The sequence below is a fragment of the Fodinibius sp. AD559 genome (assembly GCF_052712805.1).
On record NZ_JBQPVW010000003.1, the window covers coordinates 298,377 to 316,745 of the forward strand.

The 18,369-nt window shown below is 43.8% G+C and carries 18 protein-coding genes; 4 read left to right on the plus strand and 14 right to left on the minus strand.

Translation table 11 applies throughout. From position 1 onward, the window contains the following. Positions 1-695 precede the first annotated feature (695 nt). From ACQ4LT_RS07005 to ACQ4LT_RS07020, 4 genes are all read right to left on the minus strand, one after another. On the minus strand, positions 696-1,073 hold the full coding sequence (locus ACQ4LT_RS07005; RefSeq protein WP_445665316.1) for a helix-hairpin-helix domain-containing protein: 378 nt from the start codon (positions 1,071-1,073) through the stop codon (positions 696-698). A gap of 640 nt (positions 1,074-1,713) precedes the next feature. After that, positions 1,714-3,333, minus strand: a complete 1,620-nt coding sequence (gene ade, locus ACQ4LT_RS07010; protein WP_445665317.1) for an adenine deaminase — start codon at positions 3,331-3,333, stop codon at positions 1,714-1,716. Positions 3,334-3,342: 9 nt separating this feature from the next. After that, positions 3,343-3,546, minus strand: a complete 204-nt coding sequence (locus tag ACQ4LT_RS07015) for a DUF3185 family protein (protein ID WP_445665318.1) — start codon at positions 3,544-3,546, stop codon at positions 3,343-3,345. Between the two features lie 78 nt (positions 3,547-3,624). Continuing rightward, complete coding sequence (locus tag ACQ4LT_RS07020; protein ID WP_445665319.1) at positions 3,625-5,850, minus strand: amino acid permease; 2,226 nt, start codon at positions 5,848-5,850, stop codon at positions 3,625-3,627. 233 nt (positions 5,851-6,083) lie between these two features. On the opposite strand from ACQ4LT_RS07020, the gene ACQ4LT_RS07025 reads away from it, so the two are divergent. Then, on the plus strand, positions 6,084-6,554 hold the full coding sequence (locus ACQ4LT_RS07025; RefSeq protein ID WP_445665320.1) for a YehS family protein: 471 nt from the start codon (positions 6,084-6,086) through the stop codon (positions 6,552-6,554). Positions 6,555-7,082: 528 nt separating this feature from the next. Then, positions 7,083-8,753: an energy-dependent translational throttle protein EttA gene (gene ettA / locus ACQ4LT_RS07030; protein WP_445665321.1), complete on the plus strand. Its 1,671-nt coding sequence runs from the start codon at positions 7,083-7,085 to the stop codon at positions 8,751-8,753. A gap of 238 nt (positions 8,754-8,991) precedes the next feature. Here ettA and ACQ4LT_RS07035 read toward each other — a convergent pair whose 3' ends face one another. The 8 genes from ACQ4LT_RS07035 to ACQ4LT_RS07070 form a co-directional block, all read right to left on the minus strand. Then, positions 8,992-9,270: a Trm112 family protein gene (locus ACQ4LT_RS07035; RefSeq protein WP_445665322.1), complete on the minus strand. Its 279-nt coding sequence runs from the start codon at positions 9,268-9,270 to the stop codon at positions 8,992-8,994. A gap of 392 nt (positions 9,271-9,662) precedes the next feature. Then, positions 9,663-10,301 (minus strand): thiamine phosphate synthase, encoded by a 639-nt coding sequence (locus ACQ4LT_RS07040; RefSeq protein WP_445665323.1) that lies wholly within the window; start codon positions 10,299-10,301, stop codon positions 9,663-9,665. A 50-nt stretch (positions 10,302-10,351) separates the two neighbouring features. Then, entirely contained in the window at positions 10,352-11,416 is a 1,065-nt protein-coding gene (locus ACQ4LT_RS07045) for an AIR synthase-related protein (RefSeq protein ID WP_445665324.1), read from the minus strand. 12 nt (positions 11,417-11,428) lie between these two features. Beyond that, the gene (locus ACQ4LT_RS07050) at positions 11,429-12,157 is read right to left on the minus strand and encodes a class I SAM-dependent methyltransferase (protein WP_445665325.1); all 729 of its coding nucleotides are present in this window, start codon (positions 12,155-12,157) and stop codon (positions 11,429-11,431) included. 419 nt (positions 12,158-12,576) lie between these two features. After that, complete coding sequence (locus tag ACQ4LT_RS07055) at positions 12,577-12,714, minus strand: hypothetical protein (RefSeq protein ID WP_445665326.1); 138 nt, start codon at positions 12,712-12,714, stop codon at positions 12,577-12,579. A gap of 11 nt (positions 12,715-12,725) precedes the next feature. Further along, positions 12,726-13,670 carry an L-histidine N(alpha)-methyltransferase gene (gene egtD / locus ACQ4LT_RS07060; protein WP_445665327.1) on the minus strand — a complete coding sequence of 315 codons (945 nt, stop codon included), beginning with the start codon at positions 13,668-13,670 and terminating at the stop codon, positions 12,726-12,728. 56 nt (positions 13,671-13,726) lie between these two features. Then, positions 13,727-13,978 carry a hypothetical protein gene (locus ACQ4LT_RS07065; RefSeq protein ID WP_445665328.1) on the minus strand — a complete coding sequence of 84 codons (252 nt, stop codon included), beginning with the start codon at positions 13,976-13,978 and terminating at the stop codon, positions 13,727-13,729. Positions 13,979-14,145: 167 nt separating this feature from the next. Further along, positions 14,146-14,343: a hypothetical protein gene (locus tag ACQ4LT_RS07070; protein ID WP_445665329.1), complete on the minus strand. Its 198-nt coding sequence runs from the start codon at positions 14,341-14,343 to the stop codon at positions 14,146-14,148. Between the two features lie 435 nt (positions 14,344-14,778). On the opposite strand from ACQ4LT_RS07070, the gene ACQ4LT_RS07075 reads away from it, so the two are divergent. Together ACQ4LT_RS07075 and ACQ4LT_RS07080 are read left to right on the plus strand one after the other, a co-directional pair. Further along, complete coding sequence (locus ACQ4LT_RS07075; RefSeq protein WP_445665330.1) at positions 14,779-16,326, plus strand: Fic family protein; 1,548 nt, start codon at positions 14,779-14,781, stop codon at positions 16,324-16,326. Positions 16,327-16,349: 23 nt separating this feature from the next. After that, positions 16,350-16,913 carry a hypothetical protein gene (locus tag ACQ4LT_RS07080; protein WP_445665331.1) on the plus strand — a complete coding sequence of 188 codons (564 nt, stop codon included), beginning with the start codon at positions 16,350-16,352 and terminating at the stop codon, positions 16,911-16,913. Positions 16,914-16,919: 6 nt separating this feature from the next. On the opposite strand, the gene ACQ4LT_RS07085 is transcribed toward ACQ4LT_RS07080, so the two are convergent. Continuing rightward, positions 16,920-17,789, minus strand: a complete 870-nt coding sequence (locus ACQ4LT_RS07085; RefSeq protein ID WP_445665332.1) for an IS3 family transposase — start codon at positions 17,787-17,789, stop codon at positions 16,920-16,922. 11 nt (positions 17,790-17,800) lie between these two features. Next, a complete protein-coding gene (locus ACQ4LT_RS07090) occupies positions 17,801-18,097 on the minus strand; it encodes a transposase (RefSeq protein WP_445665333.1) in 297 nt (98 codons plus the stop codon). Between the last annotated feature and the right edge of the window lie 272 nt (positions 18,098-18,369).

The window sequence follows — 18,369 nt, forward strand, 5'->3', positions numbered from 1 at the left end:
CCTACGTACCTATTTCAAGGTTTTCAACTCCGGCATAACGAATAGTGTGCGTAACCCAGAGGGCGTAAAGAATAATTTTGTACCGGTGATCAACTGCTAAATTATTTCTATAGTTAAAGGACCATCAAAATTATTCCACCCGATGGGTATAGCGTTTACAGTATTCTCAGCCGGACACTTTTTTTAGTTCGTTTTTTGATGTCAAAAAATGAACATATCTATTTGTATCAAGCCCCGTGGAATGTCACGTAGTGACCCTCCGAATTTTGGAGGATTCCACAAGGGCAAGACAAAAGGAACACCACAAAAACTGAATCAATAATAATCGGTTATAAACAATTATTACCACACGTCCCTCCTCCCGAATGCCCGGGACGGCACTCCCCTCGAGAGTATTAGTCTCATTCTTTTAGGTGAGACGCTGGTATCAACCCGCCCTACATAATAAATAAAATACTGAAGCAGTCATCCCCCATAGCCCCCTTCGAATCAAATATATCGTCCTCAAATAACCACTGTCAGAAGGGGGGGCAATTCCTGATCTATTTCACAGTTTTCAACTCCGGCCTAAGAATTTTGTAGCTAAGGCCAAAGCTGGCAATCGTGTTTTTTGCTACCGGCTCATTCCTTCATAAATGCTTCAACAGTCAACGAACCATCAAAACAAGTAACACAAGAAAAAAGCATAGACACTATTATAGTTTGAGGATCTTATCTGCTCGTTTGGGGCCAATGCCTTTTACTGATCGGAGCTCCTCTTCGGAGAGCTTCATCAGGGCTTCTTTGCTTTTAATTCCCTTTTCCACAAGATTCTCTGCCACGCGGCTGGTAACGCCGTTGATTTCGGTCAGCCGTTCGATAATCTGTTCGGTCGAACCCACCCCGCCTCGTTCCTCGGCACCGCTCCTCCCGAATTTACGGGACAGGCTGGGAGGGGATTTGGAAGTTGCCTTATTCTCTGTTGTCGGTTTAGGCTGTTCTTCAATATCGACCGGACAGCTACTTTTCTTGTAGAGCCAGTAACCACCGATCGGAATAGCAGCAAGAAGTACTATTTTCCAGAAGAAACGCATGACTTTCGTATCAATTTTTAAGTGCTCTGAAAAAGTATAATGAACAATTATATGCTTTCCCGCAACCCATCCCGTAAAACCTTTCGAGGGGACGTGCTAAAACTTCAGATCGGTTGGAGTGGGTTCTGAAATGGAAGCAGTGACCCACTGGTGATTCCTGATGGTTCGTTTTCAACCGCCGGTCCTTTGGAATGCCATCTTGTGGTCCTCTCGGTGGAGGTGATTTGGTAATGCTTTGTTGTAAAAAGTACATTCAGGACATTAACAAGTCCCCTCTTGAGAGGGGTGGTTCAGCACATGGTTTTTATGTGCTGGAGCGGGGTGTGTTAGAATAAAGTTATTAATAACCCACCCCATCGCTTCGGCAAGTTCACCGAATCGATAACCGCACCCCTCCGATGGAGGGGATTTTTTGCGGCAGACTTCATGGTTTTAAGTCCCTCCATATTCATAGGTAGGAATTTAGGATGGGTCACACTCTGACCTAATAATTGTAAACAGAAGCAAAAAGCGAATGGGTCAAGCCAAAATAAAAATATCAAGATATCCCATGTAACTACTGTACATCAATTTCCAACCTGCATCTTCTACCCTGTAATTTTTAACTTGTAACTTCCATCATTCAACCTTCACTCTGCCCTTACCCCACAAACTCAAAGTTATCAGCGTCGAAGAGACCCTTGTCGCTTATCTTGAGGCTGGGAATGACCAGCAGTGCCATAAAGGAGATCAACATAAAGGGTGAGTTCAGCTCACTGCCCATCTCCCGCGCCATGCGGCTCAACTTCTCGTAATGGGCGGCTACCTCTTCGCCGGGCCGGTTGCTCATCAGTCCCGCTACCGGCAGGGGCAGCACTTCTTCTTTGTCAGCCGATACGGCCGATAGCCCGCCTTCGTGCTCCATCACCAGGTTCACGGCTTTACTCAGATATTCGTCGGAACTGCCCACGGCAATCACGTTGTGGGAATCGTGGGCCACCGAGGAAGCAATGGCACCTTCACGAATGCCAAAATTCTTAATAAATGCGGTGGCCGGCAGTGCTTTTTCGTAACGGTTAACAACCGCCACTTTCAGGATATCCCGCGAAAGGTCGGGTTGCAACTTGCCATTTTGTATCGGCAGACGCTCGGTTGATTTCCCGGTAACAAGCTGACCGTCCTGTGCCACAATTACCGGATATTGATCATCTTGCTTCGCCTCAATTACAAAATCATCCGGCGTGCAGGTATTAGAAACAAAATTATTGATAGGCTTCACGTCCATATCCGGAATATGCACGGTATCCCCGTTCAACACACAGCGGCCATTGATCCAGGTTTGTCGTACATGCATTGTATCCAAGTCATCAACAACGATAAAATCGGCGGGATCGCCTTCGCGCAACAGCCCCACATCAAGCCCGTAATGTTGTACCGGTGTCACACAGCACGCCTCCAGGGTGTCAAAGAGATCATAGCCCTGATCGAGCGTTCGGGCAGCCAGCTCGTTAATATGTCCCACGACCAGGTCGTCAGGATGCTTGTCGTCCGAGCAGAACATAACTTCACCGGCATAATCATCCAGCAACGAAATGAGCGCATCATAATTCTTGGCGGCGCTGCCCTCGCGGATTGCAATCTTCATGCCGTGTTTCAGCTTATCGAGGGCTTCCTTTTTGGTATAGCATTCGTGGTCGGTGGTGATACCGGCTTCGGCATATTGTGCCGCTTTTGCTCCCTTTAGACCGGGAGCGTGACCGTCCACCGGTTTCCCGCGATCCAGTGCCGCACTGATCTTAGCCTGCACTTCTTGATCACCGTTCAGTACACCCGGCCAGTTCATCATCTCCGCGAGGTACAGAATGTCATCGCGGTCCAGCAGCTCACTTACGGCCTCCGTATCAAGCTCAGCACCGGCAGTCTCAAAAGGAGTAGCCGGCACACACGAGGGAGCACCGAAATAAAATTTCAGGGGCACCTTTTGCCCGTTCTCGATCATAAAGTCGACGCCGTCTTTACCGCAGACATTGGCAATTTCGTGAGGGTCGGAGACGGTAGCTACCGTACCGTGACGCACTGCCAGCCGGGCAAAGGCGGAAGGCACCAGCATCGAGCTTTCGATATGGATATGGGAGTCCACAAAGCCGGGCATAATATGCTGTTCGGGCACTCCACCGTCGACTTCACGCACAGCAGTGATTACTCCTTCTTTCAGTTCTACTTCGCCATTAAAACGCCGCCTGTTGACAACGTCAAGAACAATTCCTTGTATTTTCTCCATTTTCTTAGTTTAGCTAATCTTTTTCCTAAAAAAGCCCAACAATCCGCCGATCGTAGCCGCGGCGCCGCCGACAAGCATCCAGATGGCTTTATCGGAGCCTGCACCGCCAAATATTTGATCCATTTCAGAGCCCAAGGAATGGTATTCTTGATATCCGAAATAAAGTAACAGAATACCGCCCACTAATAATATTGCCGAAATTATTTTTCTCATTGTGATCTCCGTTAGGTGAATGTTCTGGTCGCTACCCGATTAATAAGTAAGATGGAGCAAAATTTCGATATCCCAAAATCAGGCTAAAATATTTTCGTTGCCCGAATCAGCCACAAACACACAGGCCGACTGTGTAGTTTCCACATACGATCTAAGTTTTTGCAGGTTCGGATCTTCAGGTAATCCCATGAGATCAAGATCGGCTTGCGGTGCATTCCGCAATGCCTCATCAAAAGTACCAACCTCCACATGTTTTAGAACTTCCGGCAGACGGGCTGCATCCAACAGATTATCAAGATAACGATAGGCTTCTTCAACCTGTGAATCTTCCACGACTGTAATAACTCTCATCTGTGCATTCCAGTTCATCTTTAATTTGTAGGCCGTCAACAGGGACAGATCCACATTACCAAGCTCCATACTCAGGTCCCAATCAGGACTCTGTTCCCGTATCCACACATTTATGGAAGAACTTCGCCCCAGCTGTGCTATAGGATCTTCAACATACAGTTGTATCCCCATGTTATTGAGTCGCGCTTCGTTAATGATAGAGTGGATCTCATCGTCGTACCGTTTGTGGCTCGGCAAACGAAGAAATAATATGTTTGGCCTGAAAAATGTGCCTTGCAGCGTCTGTAACGAATTCAGGACCGCCTGTTTGAAATTATCCGAATCAATAATACTCCAGCGGGTATATACATTTTCCCGGCTGAACGACATTGCAAAATCCATCAGCGATTCCCCGAATTTACTGTGGTCTTTACTACCTCCCATGCCCACCAGCTTTACCGATCCCTTAGGATACACAAGGTTGCGAATAAGACTAAAGCTGCCTCGTAATTCCCGGGCACTGCGCACCGGCACCAACAGGTTAGCTTTCCAGGCCCGTTCGTTATTTTCGGGAAGCAGCGAAACACGTTTAGCGGCCCACTCTGCCAGCGACACAAAAAGGCCACTTCGCATATCCCCGTAGGGTACCTTGAGCTTTCTGTTGGTGAGATATAGGTAAATTACAATCACCAGGCTTAGGGCAATAAGTCCAAAGGTGGAGTTGATGATAAACATCGTAAACAGACACCCAACTGTTCCCAAAAAGGGCACAAATTTGGGGATATGAAAGGTCGGACGAAAACTAATCATATCCATCTGCTGCTCAATAAATACCACTAAATTGATCATCATGTAGGTGATCAAAAAGAACATGGTGATAAGCGGGGCAATGGTATTTAAATCCCGAAGCAGTAAGGTCACCAGCACCAGTCCACCGGTAAGCAAGATAGCATTGCGGGGTTCTCCATTTTCTGCAAGCTCCGAAAATATATCTCCTCCGGGAAATATTTTGTGTTCGCCCAGTGCCTGCAAGATACGCGGTGCACCCACGATAGAAGCCAGTGCCGAGGAAAAGGTAGCTCCCAGTAATCCCCCGAGTACCGCCGGTGCCCAGAGCGCGTAATCTATCATTACGTTATAATTACTTACCAACTCATCAACCGGAGCCACCTTGGCCATCCAGTAACCGGACGCCATATAAATCACATAACTGATCGCAATAGCCGATAACGTGCCCAGCGGTATGCTTTTCTTGGGATTTTTGAGCTCTCCCGACATATTTGCTCCCGCCATAATACCTGTCGCCGCCGGGAACAGAACCGCAAAAACGACCCAAAAGCTGACACCTTCAAAATTGTTTTCGGGCGCACCCGGGAAATTGCCCCACCACTGGATGCTTTGGTCCATAGCACCCGTAAATACAGTCGCTCCCACCGATACCAGCGCGCCGATAATTACTGCCAGAATAATATATTGAATGCGAAAAGCCAGCTTGGCGCTCAAAAATGCGACGATAAAAAGAATGGCGAATACTGCAATATCTACTAAAATGGCATAGTGGTCGGGAAAGATATACAACCAACCCTCTCTGAAACCAAAAATGTACATCGTTATGGCAAAGGTCTGCGCAAGATATAGCGGAACTCCTACACTCCCGCCTACTTCTAAGCCCAGCGACTGCGAAATTATGGAATACGCACCGCCCGCTTTGATGCGAATATTAGTGGTGATACACGACATGGAAAGTGCTGTAAAAGTTACAATCACAAAAGCGAGCGTAATGATAAGCCATCCGCCCAGCAGGCCTGCGTTCCCGATTACCCACCCCTGACGAAGGAATAAGATAACACCCAAAATGGTAAGTAACGTTGGAACAAATACTCCGCCGAATGTACCGTATTTTTGTTGAACTGTGGATTCCCGCTCTTCAACCTGTTCTTGCAACGTTTCTTCTCCCGAAGTTTGCTCATCCATACAGTATCACCCATTAATTATTTTGATCATTCAACCAACAATAAACAAAACAACAGAAATATGTTAAGGCTTTGACAAGTATTTCTAAAAAAATTAATAATTCACTCGTTCCAACAAGTAGCCTTTTTCCTCCTTGTAGATAAATTCCTACCCAGCATAATTCGAAAGTCCTGCCCAAAATTGTACCTTGGGACGCAGTATTTATTTTTAACTCCTATCTTATTCCAGAATCCATGAGAAACGACGACGTCATCCAAAGTATCCGCTATATGCTGGATCTTAACGATAACGAGATTGCAAATATCCTGAAGCTGGGAGGATACAAACCCGAGCGGGGTGAAGTAGCCTATATTTTCAAGAGTCAGAATTTGGCTGATGATGAAAAGGGCGAAGATTGCAGTCACGTTCTTATGGCCCATTTTTTAGATGGTCTTATCTATTACAAACGAGGCAGGAGCAAAGATCATCCGCCGCGCCCCATCCAAACACCGGTCACCAATAATATCGTGCTTAAGAAACTTCGGGTCGCCTTTAAACTGCGCGAAAATGATATGCACAACATCCTGGAACGGGGTGGATTTTCGATTTCCAAACACGAGATGAGTGCGCTTTTCCGCCGCGAGGGACATGATAATTATCGGGAATGCGGTGATCAAATTTTGCGGTATTTTCTGAAGGGATTAACGGAACGAGTGAGAAATTGATTCATAAACTCAATATCAAAGAGATTTAAAGTATAGCTTTAGCAATTCTAATTGCGACTTTTTCTGCTGGGGTCTGGGGCGAATCACGGGTCCCATTCATACGGGATCGGTGACAAAAAATGGACATGACATCATCTACGATAAGTTTCTATTAGACTTCAACCTAAGAAGAGCCCAAAAAGCAAAATTTTTAAAATTAACACCTAATTAATCAAAGTGACCTCAATCTCCCTAAATCCCTCTTCTCCAAGAGGGACTTTTAGAAGCCTCTCAAATAGATAGTTAAGCTTTTTAGAGATAAACGAGTTCCTCCTTAGAGAAGGAGGTCAGGAGGATTGAAATTGTTTTTGGGTACCTAAATTTTCGGTTAGCCTCATAATTTCGTGAGCCTCCAAGTTGATAGGTTCGCAAACAGTATTTTTTAAATCAATTTCCCTATTAACTCCCCCTTCAAAATCCTTATATTATTCGTTTATTAAATTTTCTATGATTCCTAATTGAAAATTCTAAATTCCTAATTCAAGTCTCGTGAGCGATCAAAAAATTATTTTTTCGATGGAGGGCGTAAGCAAAGTGTACAAGCCCAACAACTTTGTTCTTAAAGATATTTACCTCTCCTTTTTTCACGGTGCTAAAATTGGCGTACTTGGCAACAACGGCTCCGGAAAGAGTACCCTTCTGAATATTATTGCTGGTAATGATGAAGAATACCAGGGCAAAATATCGCGTAATAAGGGCATTACTTTTGGGATGCTGCCGCAGGAGCCCAAACTCGATCCCGATAAAACAGTCAAAGAGATCGTACAAGAAGGTGTGCAGGAGCAGATCGATCTGCTGGCTGAATACGAAGAAGTAAACGCCGCTTTCGGTGATCCCGATGCCGACTTTGAAAAGCTGATCGAAAAGCAGGAAAAACTGCAGGAGAAGATCGAACATCTTGGAGCCTGGGATCTCGACAGCAAGCTGGATCAGGCCATGGATGCCCTGCGCACACCGCCCGGTGATACGTCCGTTGAAGTGCTTTCGGGTGGTGAAGCACGACGCGTGGCCCTCTGCCGGCTGCTCCTCAAAAAACCGGATGTACTTCTGCTCGACGAGCCGACCAACCACCTCGATGCCGAATCCGTGGCCTGGCTCGAACAGCACCTGGATCGCTATGAAGGAACGGTTATTGCCGTAACGCACGATCGGTATTTCCTTGATAATGTTGCAGGATGGATTCTGGAGCTCGATCGCGGCGAAGGCATTCCGTTCGAGGGGAACTACAGCTCGTGGCTGGACCAGAAGAAAAAGCGATTGGAACAGGAGGAAAAACAGGAATCGAAGCGGCAAAAAACGCTGCAAAAAGAGCTGGAATGGATACAGGAAAATTCCAAAGGCCGACGATCCAAAAGCAAAGCGCGTATCAATCAGTATGAGGAGCTGCTATCCGAGGAGCGCAAGAAGCAGCGGGAAGAGATGGAAATTTTTATCCCTGCCGGTCCACGACTGGGTGATAAAGTAATCGAAGCAAACGATGTTACGAAAGGTTATGATGATCGACTGCTTATTGAGGAAATGAATTTCAGCCTGCCACCGGGCGGCATTGTGGGCGTCATTGGCCCGAATGGCGCTGGAAAATCAACCCTTTTTAAGATGATTACCGGCGAAGAAGAGCCGGACAGCGGTACGATTGAAATCGGTGAAAGTGTTGAGCTTGGCTATGTAAATCAAAAGCGTCCACTTGATCCCGAGAAAACTATTTGGGAGGAAATTTCGGGTGGCAAAGATACGGTTAAGCTTGGCAATCGTGAGATGAATTCCCGGGCTTATACAGCTCGATTTAACTTTAGCGGCAGCGATCAGCAAAAACGGTGCAGCGAAATTTCGGGCGGAGAGCGAAACCGGGTTCATTTGGCAAAGATGCTAAAAGAGGAAGCGAACGTGCTGCTTCTTGATGAACCAACAAACGATCTGGACGTGCATACCCTTCGTGCCTTGGAAGAAGCTTTGCTGGATTTTGCGGGTTGTGCTGTGGTCATTTCCCACGACCGTTGGTTCCTGGATCGTATTGCCACGCATATGCTGGCATTTGAAGGCAACAGTCAGGTGTACTGGTTTGAGGGTAACTATTCGGAGTATGAAGAAAACCGCGAACAACGGCTGGGTTCGAAATATCATCCCGAGCGCGTACAGTACAAGAAGTTAATGCGGGATTAACGGAGTCTAGAATTAGAAATGGAGACATGGGAGTTAAAATTACCGGCCAAGAAATATGTAGAACTGAAATGACTTCAGGTTGCTGAAAAAATACAAATAAATCGACAGGAACCTACAATACGTCGATTTATAAGCAATAATTCGACATATTTTTAATATGTGTCTATGATTTCGACAGAAATGATAAATATGTCGAAATATAATAAATTTATCGACATAGATTCAGAAACTGTTGAGTTTACTCTGTTTTCTCTTCCAATAATGGTAACTCAGAATCCTCTCCTTCAGTCAGCTCATAGCCCCACTTTTTCAGCAGCGGCTTTTCCATGGATTCATCACGATACTCATCGGGTATAAGAATAGGAATGCCATAGATCACCGGGAAGTAACGGTTGCATTCAGGGCAACTCAAGAGCCCCTCCAAAATTTCACCGCCCTCCCCTTCGTTAATGATATTAGCATCCAAATCGTGCTTGTCGATCGGACAACATAGTTTTTCTAAAAGTTCTTTCGTCATAATTGCTTTATTTAATAAAATCCATTACGGTTTGCCCCAAAGTTTTGGATGTCCATTTTTTTGTCACCAAAAAATGGACAAAAAAAAGTGCCGGGGGAATCGTAGATTTTGTTCTGACTAAAACTATAATCCATTTACTGCTCTATCACGTTGATTGCTTCTTCCTATTCTTTACCGCGATTCACCCCGGACCCCGAATAAACCCACCATAAGAATTGTGAGCCGTCTCGGAGCAAGAGAAGCAGAACCCTCCGCAAATATGCTTGCCTGAATGAGCAACGCGAATGAGTTTGCGTTTTTGCAGGTTCAATGAGCGCAGCTCAGGTGAAGAATCCTCAGGTGGTGAGTTTTTTGGTTCGTTTTTTCCTCACTGAAAAGATGAACATAACATATCACCTATTATTCAATGCTTGATTATAATTTGATGCTTTTTTTCGTGGCTCATCATCCTTCAAAACCCCTGATATCACCGCCACGCCATTAAAATCCAGTTCACTTAGCTCCTTTATTTTTTCGGGCGTAATTCCACCAGACAAAAAAAGCGGCATATCCGTTATCTCCCGCGCCTTGCGCACCGTTTCGGGACGTACAATTTCACAACTGCCTACCGAGGACGATGGAAACATGGCACAAAAAGAAACGTAATCAAAACCCTTTTCCTCGGCCCATTTAATAACTTCCAAGTCGTTACTACAAGTAATACCGGCAATAAAATCACGGCCAACTTTTTCTCTTATTCGGTCGAAACCATTGGGCTTCGAATCAAAATGTATACCGTCCAAATCAGTACTCTGCAACAACTCCCAGTCATCATTGACCAATACCGGCACACCATATTTCTCGGCCATCCCAATGATATATGTAACCAACTGCTCTTTGTCGTACTGACTCATCCCCTCAGGCCAGCGGTTCCAGATCTGTAATATTTCGACGCCGCCCTTCAAAGACTCTTCCACCTTTTCGAGCAGCACTTCGTGATCCATGGACGGATCAACAACCAAATATAGACCGTTTAATTTATTATTACTCATACTTTCAACATTTTATTATTGGGATCGCCTTCAAAAGGGGACAGACAAACTTATTTCCAGCCCTTTTCCATTGCTTTAAAAAATGCGTTCCAATACGGGTCGTTCCCGTCGAAATCAAAAGCTTCTTCCTTACCATCTTCAATCAGGATAGTTCCTTCACCTTTCTCTGTCAGTTCTCCTACCACCGTCGCCGGAATGGACTGATCATTCAAGTGGTTCACAAGTGCTTCTTCCTTTCCTGCTGCTACGGCCATTATCATAGAGCCGGCCCCTACACAAAGACGGTGATCAATCTCAAAAAGCTCACAAATTTTTTGTGGAGCCTCTCCCGCGGGAAGCTTGTCGCTGTCCACCCGAAAACCACAATCCGAAGCCTCAGCCAGCTCGGATATGCCGCCAAGCAACCCACCCTCCGTAACATCGTGCATTGCCTTTAGTTCCGTTTTCGCTGCAAGGATCTTCGTTGCTTCCAGCGCATCCTGCAGCGATGAGGTGCGATAGAAATTATCACAAGCCTGCTCATAAATTTTCGGTCCGCATTCTTCTTTGACCGTTTTGGGAAAACTCTTTGCCAGGATCGAGGAAGAAACCAGTGCACTTTCTTTGGTGACTACTATTTTATCACCCGGTTCAGCACCGTCACTCGTTATAATTTCATCAAGGGGAGCCTGCAAAAACATCGTGCCACCACCCGGCGTCGTGGATTCCTGTCCCGGCACCTGCGCAGTATGTCCGCCGGTAATAGCAATATCCAATTCTTCGCACATCCGGTGGATATGCGTCCAGTAGGCCTTAAACTTCTCCAGCGGAAAATCCGCTGGCAGGTTCAGCGTAAACTGGGCATACTGCGGTGCAAATCCGGTAGTAGCCATATCGTTGACCAGTAAGTGCACCGACAGCCAGGCTGATTCCTTGAGTCCCAATGACGGAATCAGCGAGAGCGGGTCGCTCGAAGTCGCCAGCCCGTTACCATTTCCAAGATCTATGACGGCCGTATCTACACCGAATTTGGGACCGGTAACAACTTCTTCGCGATGTCGACCACTTTGCGGCCCAATTATTTTGCGGAAGAGTTTGCTGTTAATTTTTCCGCTTTGATCTTCAAATGCACTCATACTTATCTGTTTTTATTCGACATCAGTTAACTTTACATGCAGTCCAAAAAAGTCGCCGATCGGCAATCCCCAACGCTGCACGGGGAACCATTTTGGCAGGCCCGTGGCCGTCCATTCGATCTCGTACAATCGTCCCTCGAGCGCCTCGTGAATAGTGTTAATCAGCTTATTCGGCGTATAGAAATTAGCCGTCTCATAATAGGGGTTCGCCCCGAAAACCTCCTGTACACGCCGACGCATCACCTTGGTAGAATTGCGATTCATAATACCGAATATCATCCCGTATTTCCCTACCCGCACCGCCTCACGAATCACCTTGATCGGGTCGTCGTAATAGGCGAACGTAGCGATAAAAGCCAGCGCGTCAAAAGTATTATTTTTGAATGGCATATGATGAGAGTCGGCCCAAACCAGATCACCGTCAAAGTGTTTATTCCCTTCGCCTAACATAAACGGCGAAATATCCGCACCCGTGGCTTCAATACCGATTTCCTGCCACCATCGGGTAAAACGGGTCGTTCCACAGCCGTATTCCAGCAGGGTTTCTATACGCTCATCTTTTTGGATGAGCTTTGCCAGCACTTTCTTCTGCCAGACCTCAGCCCGTTTATATCGACCTTCATAATAATCCTCATATACTTCGGTGTGCTCGCGATTGAAAAACCATTCTTCACGATCCTGCCACTGTTCAAGTTTCTTGGTGGCCAGCTCGAATTTTTTCTTTTGGAGTTTATTGCTCATTGCACAATCGTAATTCATTGAAAATAGCTTTCATCCGGATAATAACAGGCAGGCAATCAGCCGGAAGATAGCTCGCAACGAGCGGACAGGCTTCCCTACGCTGGTATTATCCAGATCAGGTCTGTGGGTGTGATCTCAGCCCCATTTTGCAGGACACCCCTGTAAAACTTTAAAGTAATGATTTTAGAGGGATTGGTAAACAAGCGTCACATTTACTTGTAACATACATTTCCTTTCTAAGGGGATTACATCCAATTATAATTGAAACAAAATACCAACTCGGCTTGCACCTGCTCCAATCCCGATATTATTTACCTGGAAGTTTATTGGTTCTAAAACAAAAAGAACTGCTTTTTGTGGTGATGGACGAAAACCAATCTTAATATTTAGCCCGAATTCTATACTTGGTCATTTATCCACTACGGAACAGGACACAAGCCCATGGCTACCTGTACAAAAAAAGATCCAACAATCAATCCGATGGCAATGACCATCACTGCAAATCCCCAAGTTAAATTCGAATCCTCTTCTATATTATTTCTAAAAAATCGAATCATCTCCGGCCCGATTATTTCTTTTTTAGGTATTGCAATGAAAAATAATCCTTTTCATCTGTCCACACTTTCTCTACCGAATACCAATCGGCAACCACCTCCTCAAATTCTTCAAGGCTATACTTATATGAATTTTCGGTATGGATCGATTCGCCCTTCTCAAACGCAATCCTCTGATCCCCAACAGTAACCGTCTGTTTTTGGGATAATATCAGATGCATCTCAATGCGCCCGGCATGTTCATTATAAAAGGCCTTGTGGCTAAACTTTTCGATGTCAAAATCGGCATCCAACACTCGATTAATATGCACCAATATATTTTTGTTGAACTGAGCTGTAATACCCTGCTTATCATTATAGGCCGCTTCCAGCACCTTCGGATCTTTCTTTAAATCCACACCGACAAGCATTTCTGAATTATCAGCAGTAATACCGGCTATGTTATTCAAAAATGTCTGTACCTCATCGGGATCAAAATTGCCAATCGTCGATCCCGGAAAAAATATGACCTGTTTCTGACTTGAACCTTCTGCAACCGGTAATTCAAAATGGGATGTGTAATCTGCAAAAACAGGAATAATCGATATTTTGGGATATTCCATGCGCAGTTGATTGACCGTCTTCAATAGAAACTCTTCTGATATATCCACCGGAATATAGGTAGAAAGGGCTGATAACTCTTCGAGTAGAAACCGGGTTTTATAGCTGCTTCCGCTGCCCAATTCTATCAGCATCACATCTGAACCAATGCGCTCAGCAATTTCGTTGATATTAGCTTGCAGGATCTCCTTTTCACAATCGGTCAGATAATATTCATCAAGGCGGGTAATCTGTTCAAACAGATCTGACCCCTTCTCGTCGTAGAAATACTTGCTGGGCAGCTGTCTTTGAGGCTTTGACAATCCCTCCAACACCTCTTTTTGCATGAGACTGGCATCAACCGACGTAAGATCTTCCATAGAAGAAAATGAGGATTTATAAAACTATTGTGTAGCTTAAACGATGAACGAAACTATTATCGTTCTCTGTAGAAATAGATTTTTTTATTCTCTGAATCTTTACCGCTCTTAATTTTTACTCCCTTCTCCTGATTATACTGATAAACAGCCGTTCGCATAGAATTAACGCTTTTATCATCTTCGTAATCTATTTCGATGGCATCCCCACCAACTTCAAGTTTGTCAAGAGCTTCCAGCAAAGGCTTAAACTTCGAAGACCTTTTCTTTGAACTATAAATTTTTTCTCGATCTACAAACTTCATATCCATATCGAATATATTTTTTAAATAGTTTCAATCAGCATACATATTAATTTATAAGATAATATACATACCAAATACAATAGTTGGAATAACTTAATAAAAATACCATATAAAAAAAGCTTGCAGGATTTTCTGCAAGCTTTTAGAAAAGTATGATAAAATTAATTTATCTATTATTGTATTTCATAAAATTGATTATAGACGTAATCCCAAAAATCTGCCAAATTTGAACCCTTGTTATGCGGATTTTTTGATTTTGTAGATTTCATAGCATCAACACAAGCTTTTTCTTTGGCGTCATAATAAGCTTTTAGCTGATGTGCTGTAGGATCCTCAATCATCTCTTCAAACTTCTCTATCTTCTCAGGCATAAATAAAAGGCTTTAGTTCTTTTTGTTACATAACGATAAAAGGGGGCAAATAATTTCCTTCCGATTTCTAATAAAGCAGTTTGGTGTTGATATTGCAATACTTTCTGCGAAAAAGCTGATACAGAAACTATATACAACAGTGCTGCTTAGCATTGCAAAAACTATTTTTAGTTGGGCAAAACTAAATGAACAGTTATTTATCTTAGTTACTAATATTTGAGCTAGCCAGCTTAGGCAGAGTCTAATTATACTCTTTATAGTATTAGACAATAAGAGATAGGTGCTTAGAACTAAAATTTAAAAAAGCACCCATTATATATTCATTTTTTCACATTATTTTCCTGAAATAAACATTTTTCATAAATAAACGATTTTTATGAATTGTAACCGTTTTTCATAATATTAAACGATCAGTTATAATCGATTTTCATAAAAATGCCTAAAAATAATCGATTTTCAGAAAATGCAACCGTTTTTCGTAAATATACCCTTCCTGAAACCGATATGAAGCTGGCGGGGTATAGCGCATTAATCAATCGTTATGATTTAGAAGTGCCACTTCCAGAATTCATTTCAGCAATCAGCCAAAGCCATCGTCGGTATAAGGAAGGTCGTTGGGCCGTATTTTCTACACGCCATGAACCGGAGCATACTTTGCTGGGTCATCTTACGTTTGCTCTACGGTACGAAGGAGTTGACCTCCTAATCTTAAAGAAGCTCTTTGAGGAAATAGATAAAACTGAAATTGAAACTATTGTTAGGGATCAACCTACCGGGCGTAATAGCAGAAGAATATGGTTTTTCTATGAATGGCTGACAGATCAAAAACTTAATGTAGATGACGTCAAAACAGGTAATTATGTCGAGGCCCTTGATCCTGATTTGCAATATCCAGGATCTAAAGAAAGATCCAAGCGCCATAGAGTATGGAATAACCTACCAGGGAATAAGAATTTCTGTCCACTCATTCGTCGGTCAGATAAATTAGAGAGCTTTAGCACAGAAGAGTTAGAAAAAAAAGTAAAAGATACTATAGGTGAAGTCCATCCTGATTTGTTATCCAGAGCTGCTGCTTTCCTTTTGCTCAAAGATTCCAAAGCCTCCTATGCCATAGAGGGCGAAACACCTCCAGAAAATCGTGCAGAACGTTGGGGAAAAGCAATCGGTCAGGCTGGCCAGAAAGACCTTACCAAGGATGAATTATTACGACTCCAAGAGATTGTTATAGAAGACCGGCGATTTGTGGATATGGGTTGGCGTAAAGAAGGTGGTTTTGTCGGAGTACATAACCGTGCAAATAGTAAGCCGGTCCCAGATCATATTTCAGCCAGATGGGAAGATGTTCCTAAATTAATAGATGGTTTATTAGATACTAATGAATCATTAATAGAAAGTGATTATGATTCGGTATTAGCAGCTACGCTTATTGCTTTTGGCTTCGTATTTATTCATCCCTTTGCTGACGGAAACGGCCGTGTACATCGATACTTAATACACCATGTATTGGCTAAAAAGGAATTTGCGCCCAAAGGACTTATTTTTCCTGTCTCAGCAGTGATCCTTGACCGGATTGACGAGTATCGGGAAGTATTGGAATCATATTCGAAGCCACGTCTTGATTTCATTGAATGGGAAGCAACACCGGATGGCAATGTAGAAGTCTTAAATGATACAATTGATCTATACCAATACTTTGATGCTACCAAACATGCTGAATTTCTCTATGAATGCGTAGAAGAAACAGTTACCGATACCTTACCAGAAGAAGTTCAGTACCTGGAACAACATGACAAGATGAGAACCTTTATTTCCGAGCACTTCGATATGCCGGATAAGGATATGGAAAATCTTATCGGCTTTTTGCGTCAAAATGATGGCCAGTTATCAAAACGAGCACGTACTAAACAGTTTGAGGCATTGACTGAAGATGAAGTGACTATGTTAGAGGATAAATACCAAGATATTTTTAGTGAAGGATCCTAAAATCTTTTTAAGTACGAAAACCGATGGAAAACCACCAAAAGTTTTACCAACAAAGAAGGAATCTTATTTTATCAAGTATAGCTATATCTATTTATGATATTATTGGGTTAGAAATAGATGTAATAAACATCTTGGGAAACCAGGTAGGAATAAGTAATCAGCAAAATATTGAAATCCTATTAATTGTTTTTTGGGTATATTCGCTGATAAGATTTTTCCAATACTCATCTATTGAGGATTCTTTTGGTCACAAGAAACTATTTAGTCAGTACCAAAAATATCTCAGTGATTTTAGACATAAATATATATTCAAGAAAGTTGCCAGAAATGTTGACCCACAGAGTGTTAATAGTGACGGCATGGGAGCAAGAAGATCTTTTAAGTACGAAGACATAAAAAAGAAAAGCCCATTTAAATGGGCTTACACGTATAAACCATACGATCCTGTTAAAGACGAGGAGAAAAATAAGGATGCGGTAGATATCTACTTTAATATTGCAGAAATGTCAAAACCTTATGCAGCTACCTTTCTAAAGGTGTTGGTATTAAGACCTGGAATTGCTACAAAAAAATGGACAGTACGTTAAGCCAGATCATGCAGCCAATTCTTGGTTTTCTGTTAAGTGGTTCTCCATTTCTACCGGTGTGTGGTAGTCCAGCGTAGAATGCAGGCGCTGGCGGTTATACCAGATCTCAATAAATTGGAAGATTACTCCACGAAGTTTATCATACCTGTAGTGTTTAGGTTCTATCGGTAGTTCTGCTTTAAAGGTTTTAAAGAAGCTCTCGGCCGGAGCATTGTCCCAGCAGTTGCCTTTCCGACTCATGCTTTGGCGGACCCGTGGACGGGCTTCCAGCAGCTGGCGAAACTCCTGGCATGCGTATTGGATGCCACGGTCAGAATGGAAGATTAACGTCTGCTCGATCGCTCGCTTTTGGCAGGCCTGCTTCCAGGCCGGAATAACCGTTTGATCAGCTCGCATGCCTTCCGAGAACGACCACCCCAGAATCTGGCGATCAGCCAGATCCATAATCGTTGTCAGGTACAGCCATCCTTGGCTGCTGGGGATATAGGTAATGTCGCTTACCCAAACTTGACCCAATCGATCGGTGGTAAAGTCTTGATCCAACAGGTTCGGTGCCACCGGTAGCTGATGTTTCGAATCGGTCGTAGCCACCCACTTCGGGCGAATCTGACTCTGGATGCCTTCTTTTCTCATGAGTCGCGCGACTCTGCGACGACTCAGCTGCTCACCTTGGCGAAGCAATTGCTGGTGAATGCGAGGACTACCATACGTCTTCCCGGAATCCAGCCAGATCTGCTTAATTCGTCTCGTAAAACGGTGGTTCTCTTTGGCGCGATCGGAGGGCCCGCGGCCCATCCAGCTGTAATAGCCGCTTCTGCTTACCCCGAATACCTCGGACATCTTCACTATGGGATATAGATGTTTATGTTCAGCCATAAATTGGAAAATTACCTGTTTTTCTTGGTGAAGATGCCCATCGCCTTTTTTAAGATATCCCGCTCCATCCGCACGTCAGCCAGTTCTTTCTTTAACTTGGCCAGCTCTTTCTCTTCGGGTGTTCGGCTGGGAATCCCTTTGCCCGGAAAGGCCTGCTGGGGTTGGGTTTTATATTTCGATCGCCAAGCGTAGATAAGGCCCGGGTCAATCCCTAACTCATTGGCCAACTCGCGGATATTGTCTCGTTGGTAACTTTGCTGGATCACGTCCAGTTTAAACTGTTTGCTGTAGGTTTGTCTTTTACTCATAATTATTATTGGTCATAAATTGCGACGACAATCTATGGCTTAACTGGATGTCCACCAAAATGTAGCAAGTTCAACCAGCATTCACGGAATATATTTTACCTTATTTATTAGCACTAATAACTTTAGGTATCCTAATCTATTTCTAAGCCCTCTGTTCTACTGGAATTGCTACAAAAAAATGGATATTCATAAATGTCAGTGAGAGAGTCTAATAATCCCAATATCTAGATACAGTTTGGAACTTTTGAAGATAAATAGAACGGTTTCGGTTT

Excerpts from the sequence above, each read along its gene's own strand:
- ACQ4LT_RS07015 (WP_445665318.1), bottom strand. The coding sequence starts at position 3,546 with ATGAGAAAAATAATTTCGGCAATATTATTAGTGGGCGGTATTCTGTTA.
- ACQ4LT_RS07070 (WP_445665329.1), bottom strand. The coding sequence starts at position 14,343 with ATGCCTGAGAAGATAGAGAAGTTTGAAGAGATGATTGAGGATCCTACA.
- ACQ4LT_RS07055 (WP_445665326.1), bottom strand. The coding sequence starts at position 12,714 with ATGATTCGATTTTTTAGAAATAATATAGAAGAGGATTCGAATTTAACT.
- ACQ4LT_RS07005 (WP_445665316.1), bottom strand. The coding sequence starts at position 1,073 with ATGCGTTTCTTCTGGAAAATAGTACTTCTTGCTGCTATTCCGATCGGT.
- ACQ4LT_RS07020 (WP_445665319.1), bottom strand. The coding sequence starts at position 5,850 with ATGGATGAGCAAACTTCGGGAGAAGAAACGTTGCAAGAACAGGTTGAA.
- ACQ4LT_RS07025 (WP_445665320.1), top strand. The coding sequence starts at position 6,084 with ATGAGAAACGACGACGTCATCCAAAGTATCCGCTATATGCTGGATCTT.
- ACQ4LT_RS07050 (WP_445665325.1), bottom strand. The coding sequence starts at position 12,157 with ATGAGCAATAAACTCCAAAAGAAAAAATTCGAGCTGGCCACCAAGAAA.
- ACQ4LT_RS07045 (WP_445665324.1), bottom strand. The coding sequence starts at position 11,416 with ATGAGTGCATTTGAAGATCAAAGCGGAAAAATTAACAGCAAACTCTTC.
- ACQ4LT_RS07075 (WP_445665330.1), top strand. The coding sequence starts at position 14,779 with ATGCCTAAAAATAATCGATTTTCAGAAAATGCAACCGTTTTTCGTAAA.
- ACQ4LT_RS07090 (WP_445665333.1), bottom strand. The coding sequence starts at position 18,097 with ATGAGTAAAAGACAAACCTACAGCAAACAGTTTAAACTGGACGTGATC.
- ade (WP_445665317.1), bottom strand. The coding sequence starts at position 3,333 with ATGGAGAAAATACAAGGAATTGTTCTTGACGTTGTCAACAGGCGGCGT.
- ACQ4LT_RS07085 (WP_445665332.1), bottom strand. The coding sequence starts at position 17,789 with ATGGCTGAACATAAACATCTATATCCCATAGTGAAGATGTCCGAGGTA.
- ACQ4LT_RS07080 (WP_445665331.1), top strand. The coding sequence starts at position 16,350 with ATGGAAAACCACCAAAAGTTTTACCAACAAAGAAGGAATCTTATTTTA.
- ACQ4LT_RS07065 (WP_445665328.1), bottom strand. The coding sequence starts at position 13,978 with ATGGATATGAAGTTTGTAGATCGAGAAAAAATTTATAGTTCAAAGAAA.
- egtD (WP_445665327.1), bottom strand. The coding sequence starts at position 13,670 with ATGGAAGATCTTACGTCGGTTGATGCCAGTCTCATGCAAAAAGAGGTG.
- ACQ4LT_RS07035 (WP_445665322.1), bottom strand. The coding sequence starts at position 9,270 with ATGACGAAAGAACTTTTAGAAAAACTATGTTGTCCGATCGACAAGCAC.
- ACQ4LT_RS07040 (WP_445665323.1), bottom strand. The coding sequence starts at position 10,301 with ATGAGTAATAATAAATTAAACGGTCTATATTTGGTTGTTGATCCGTCC.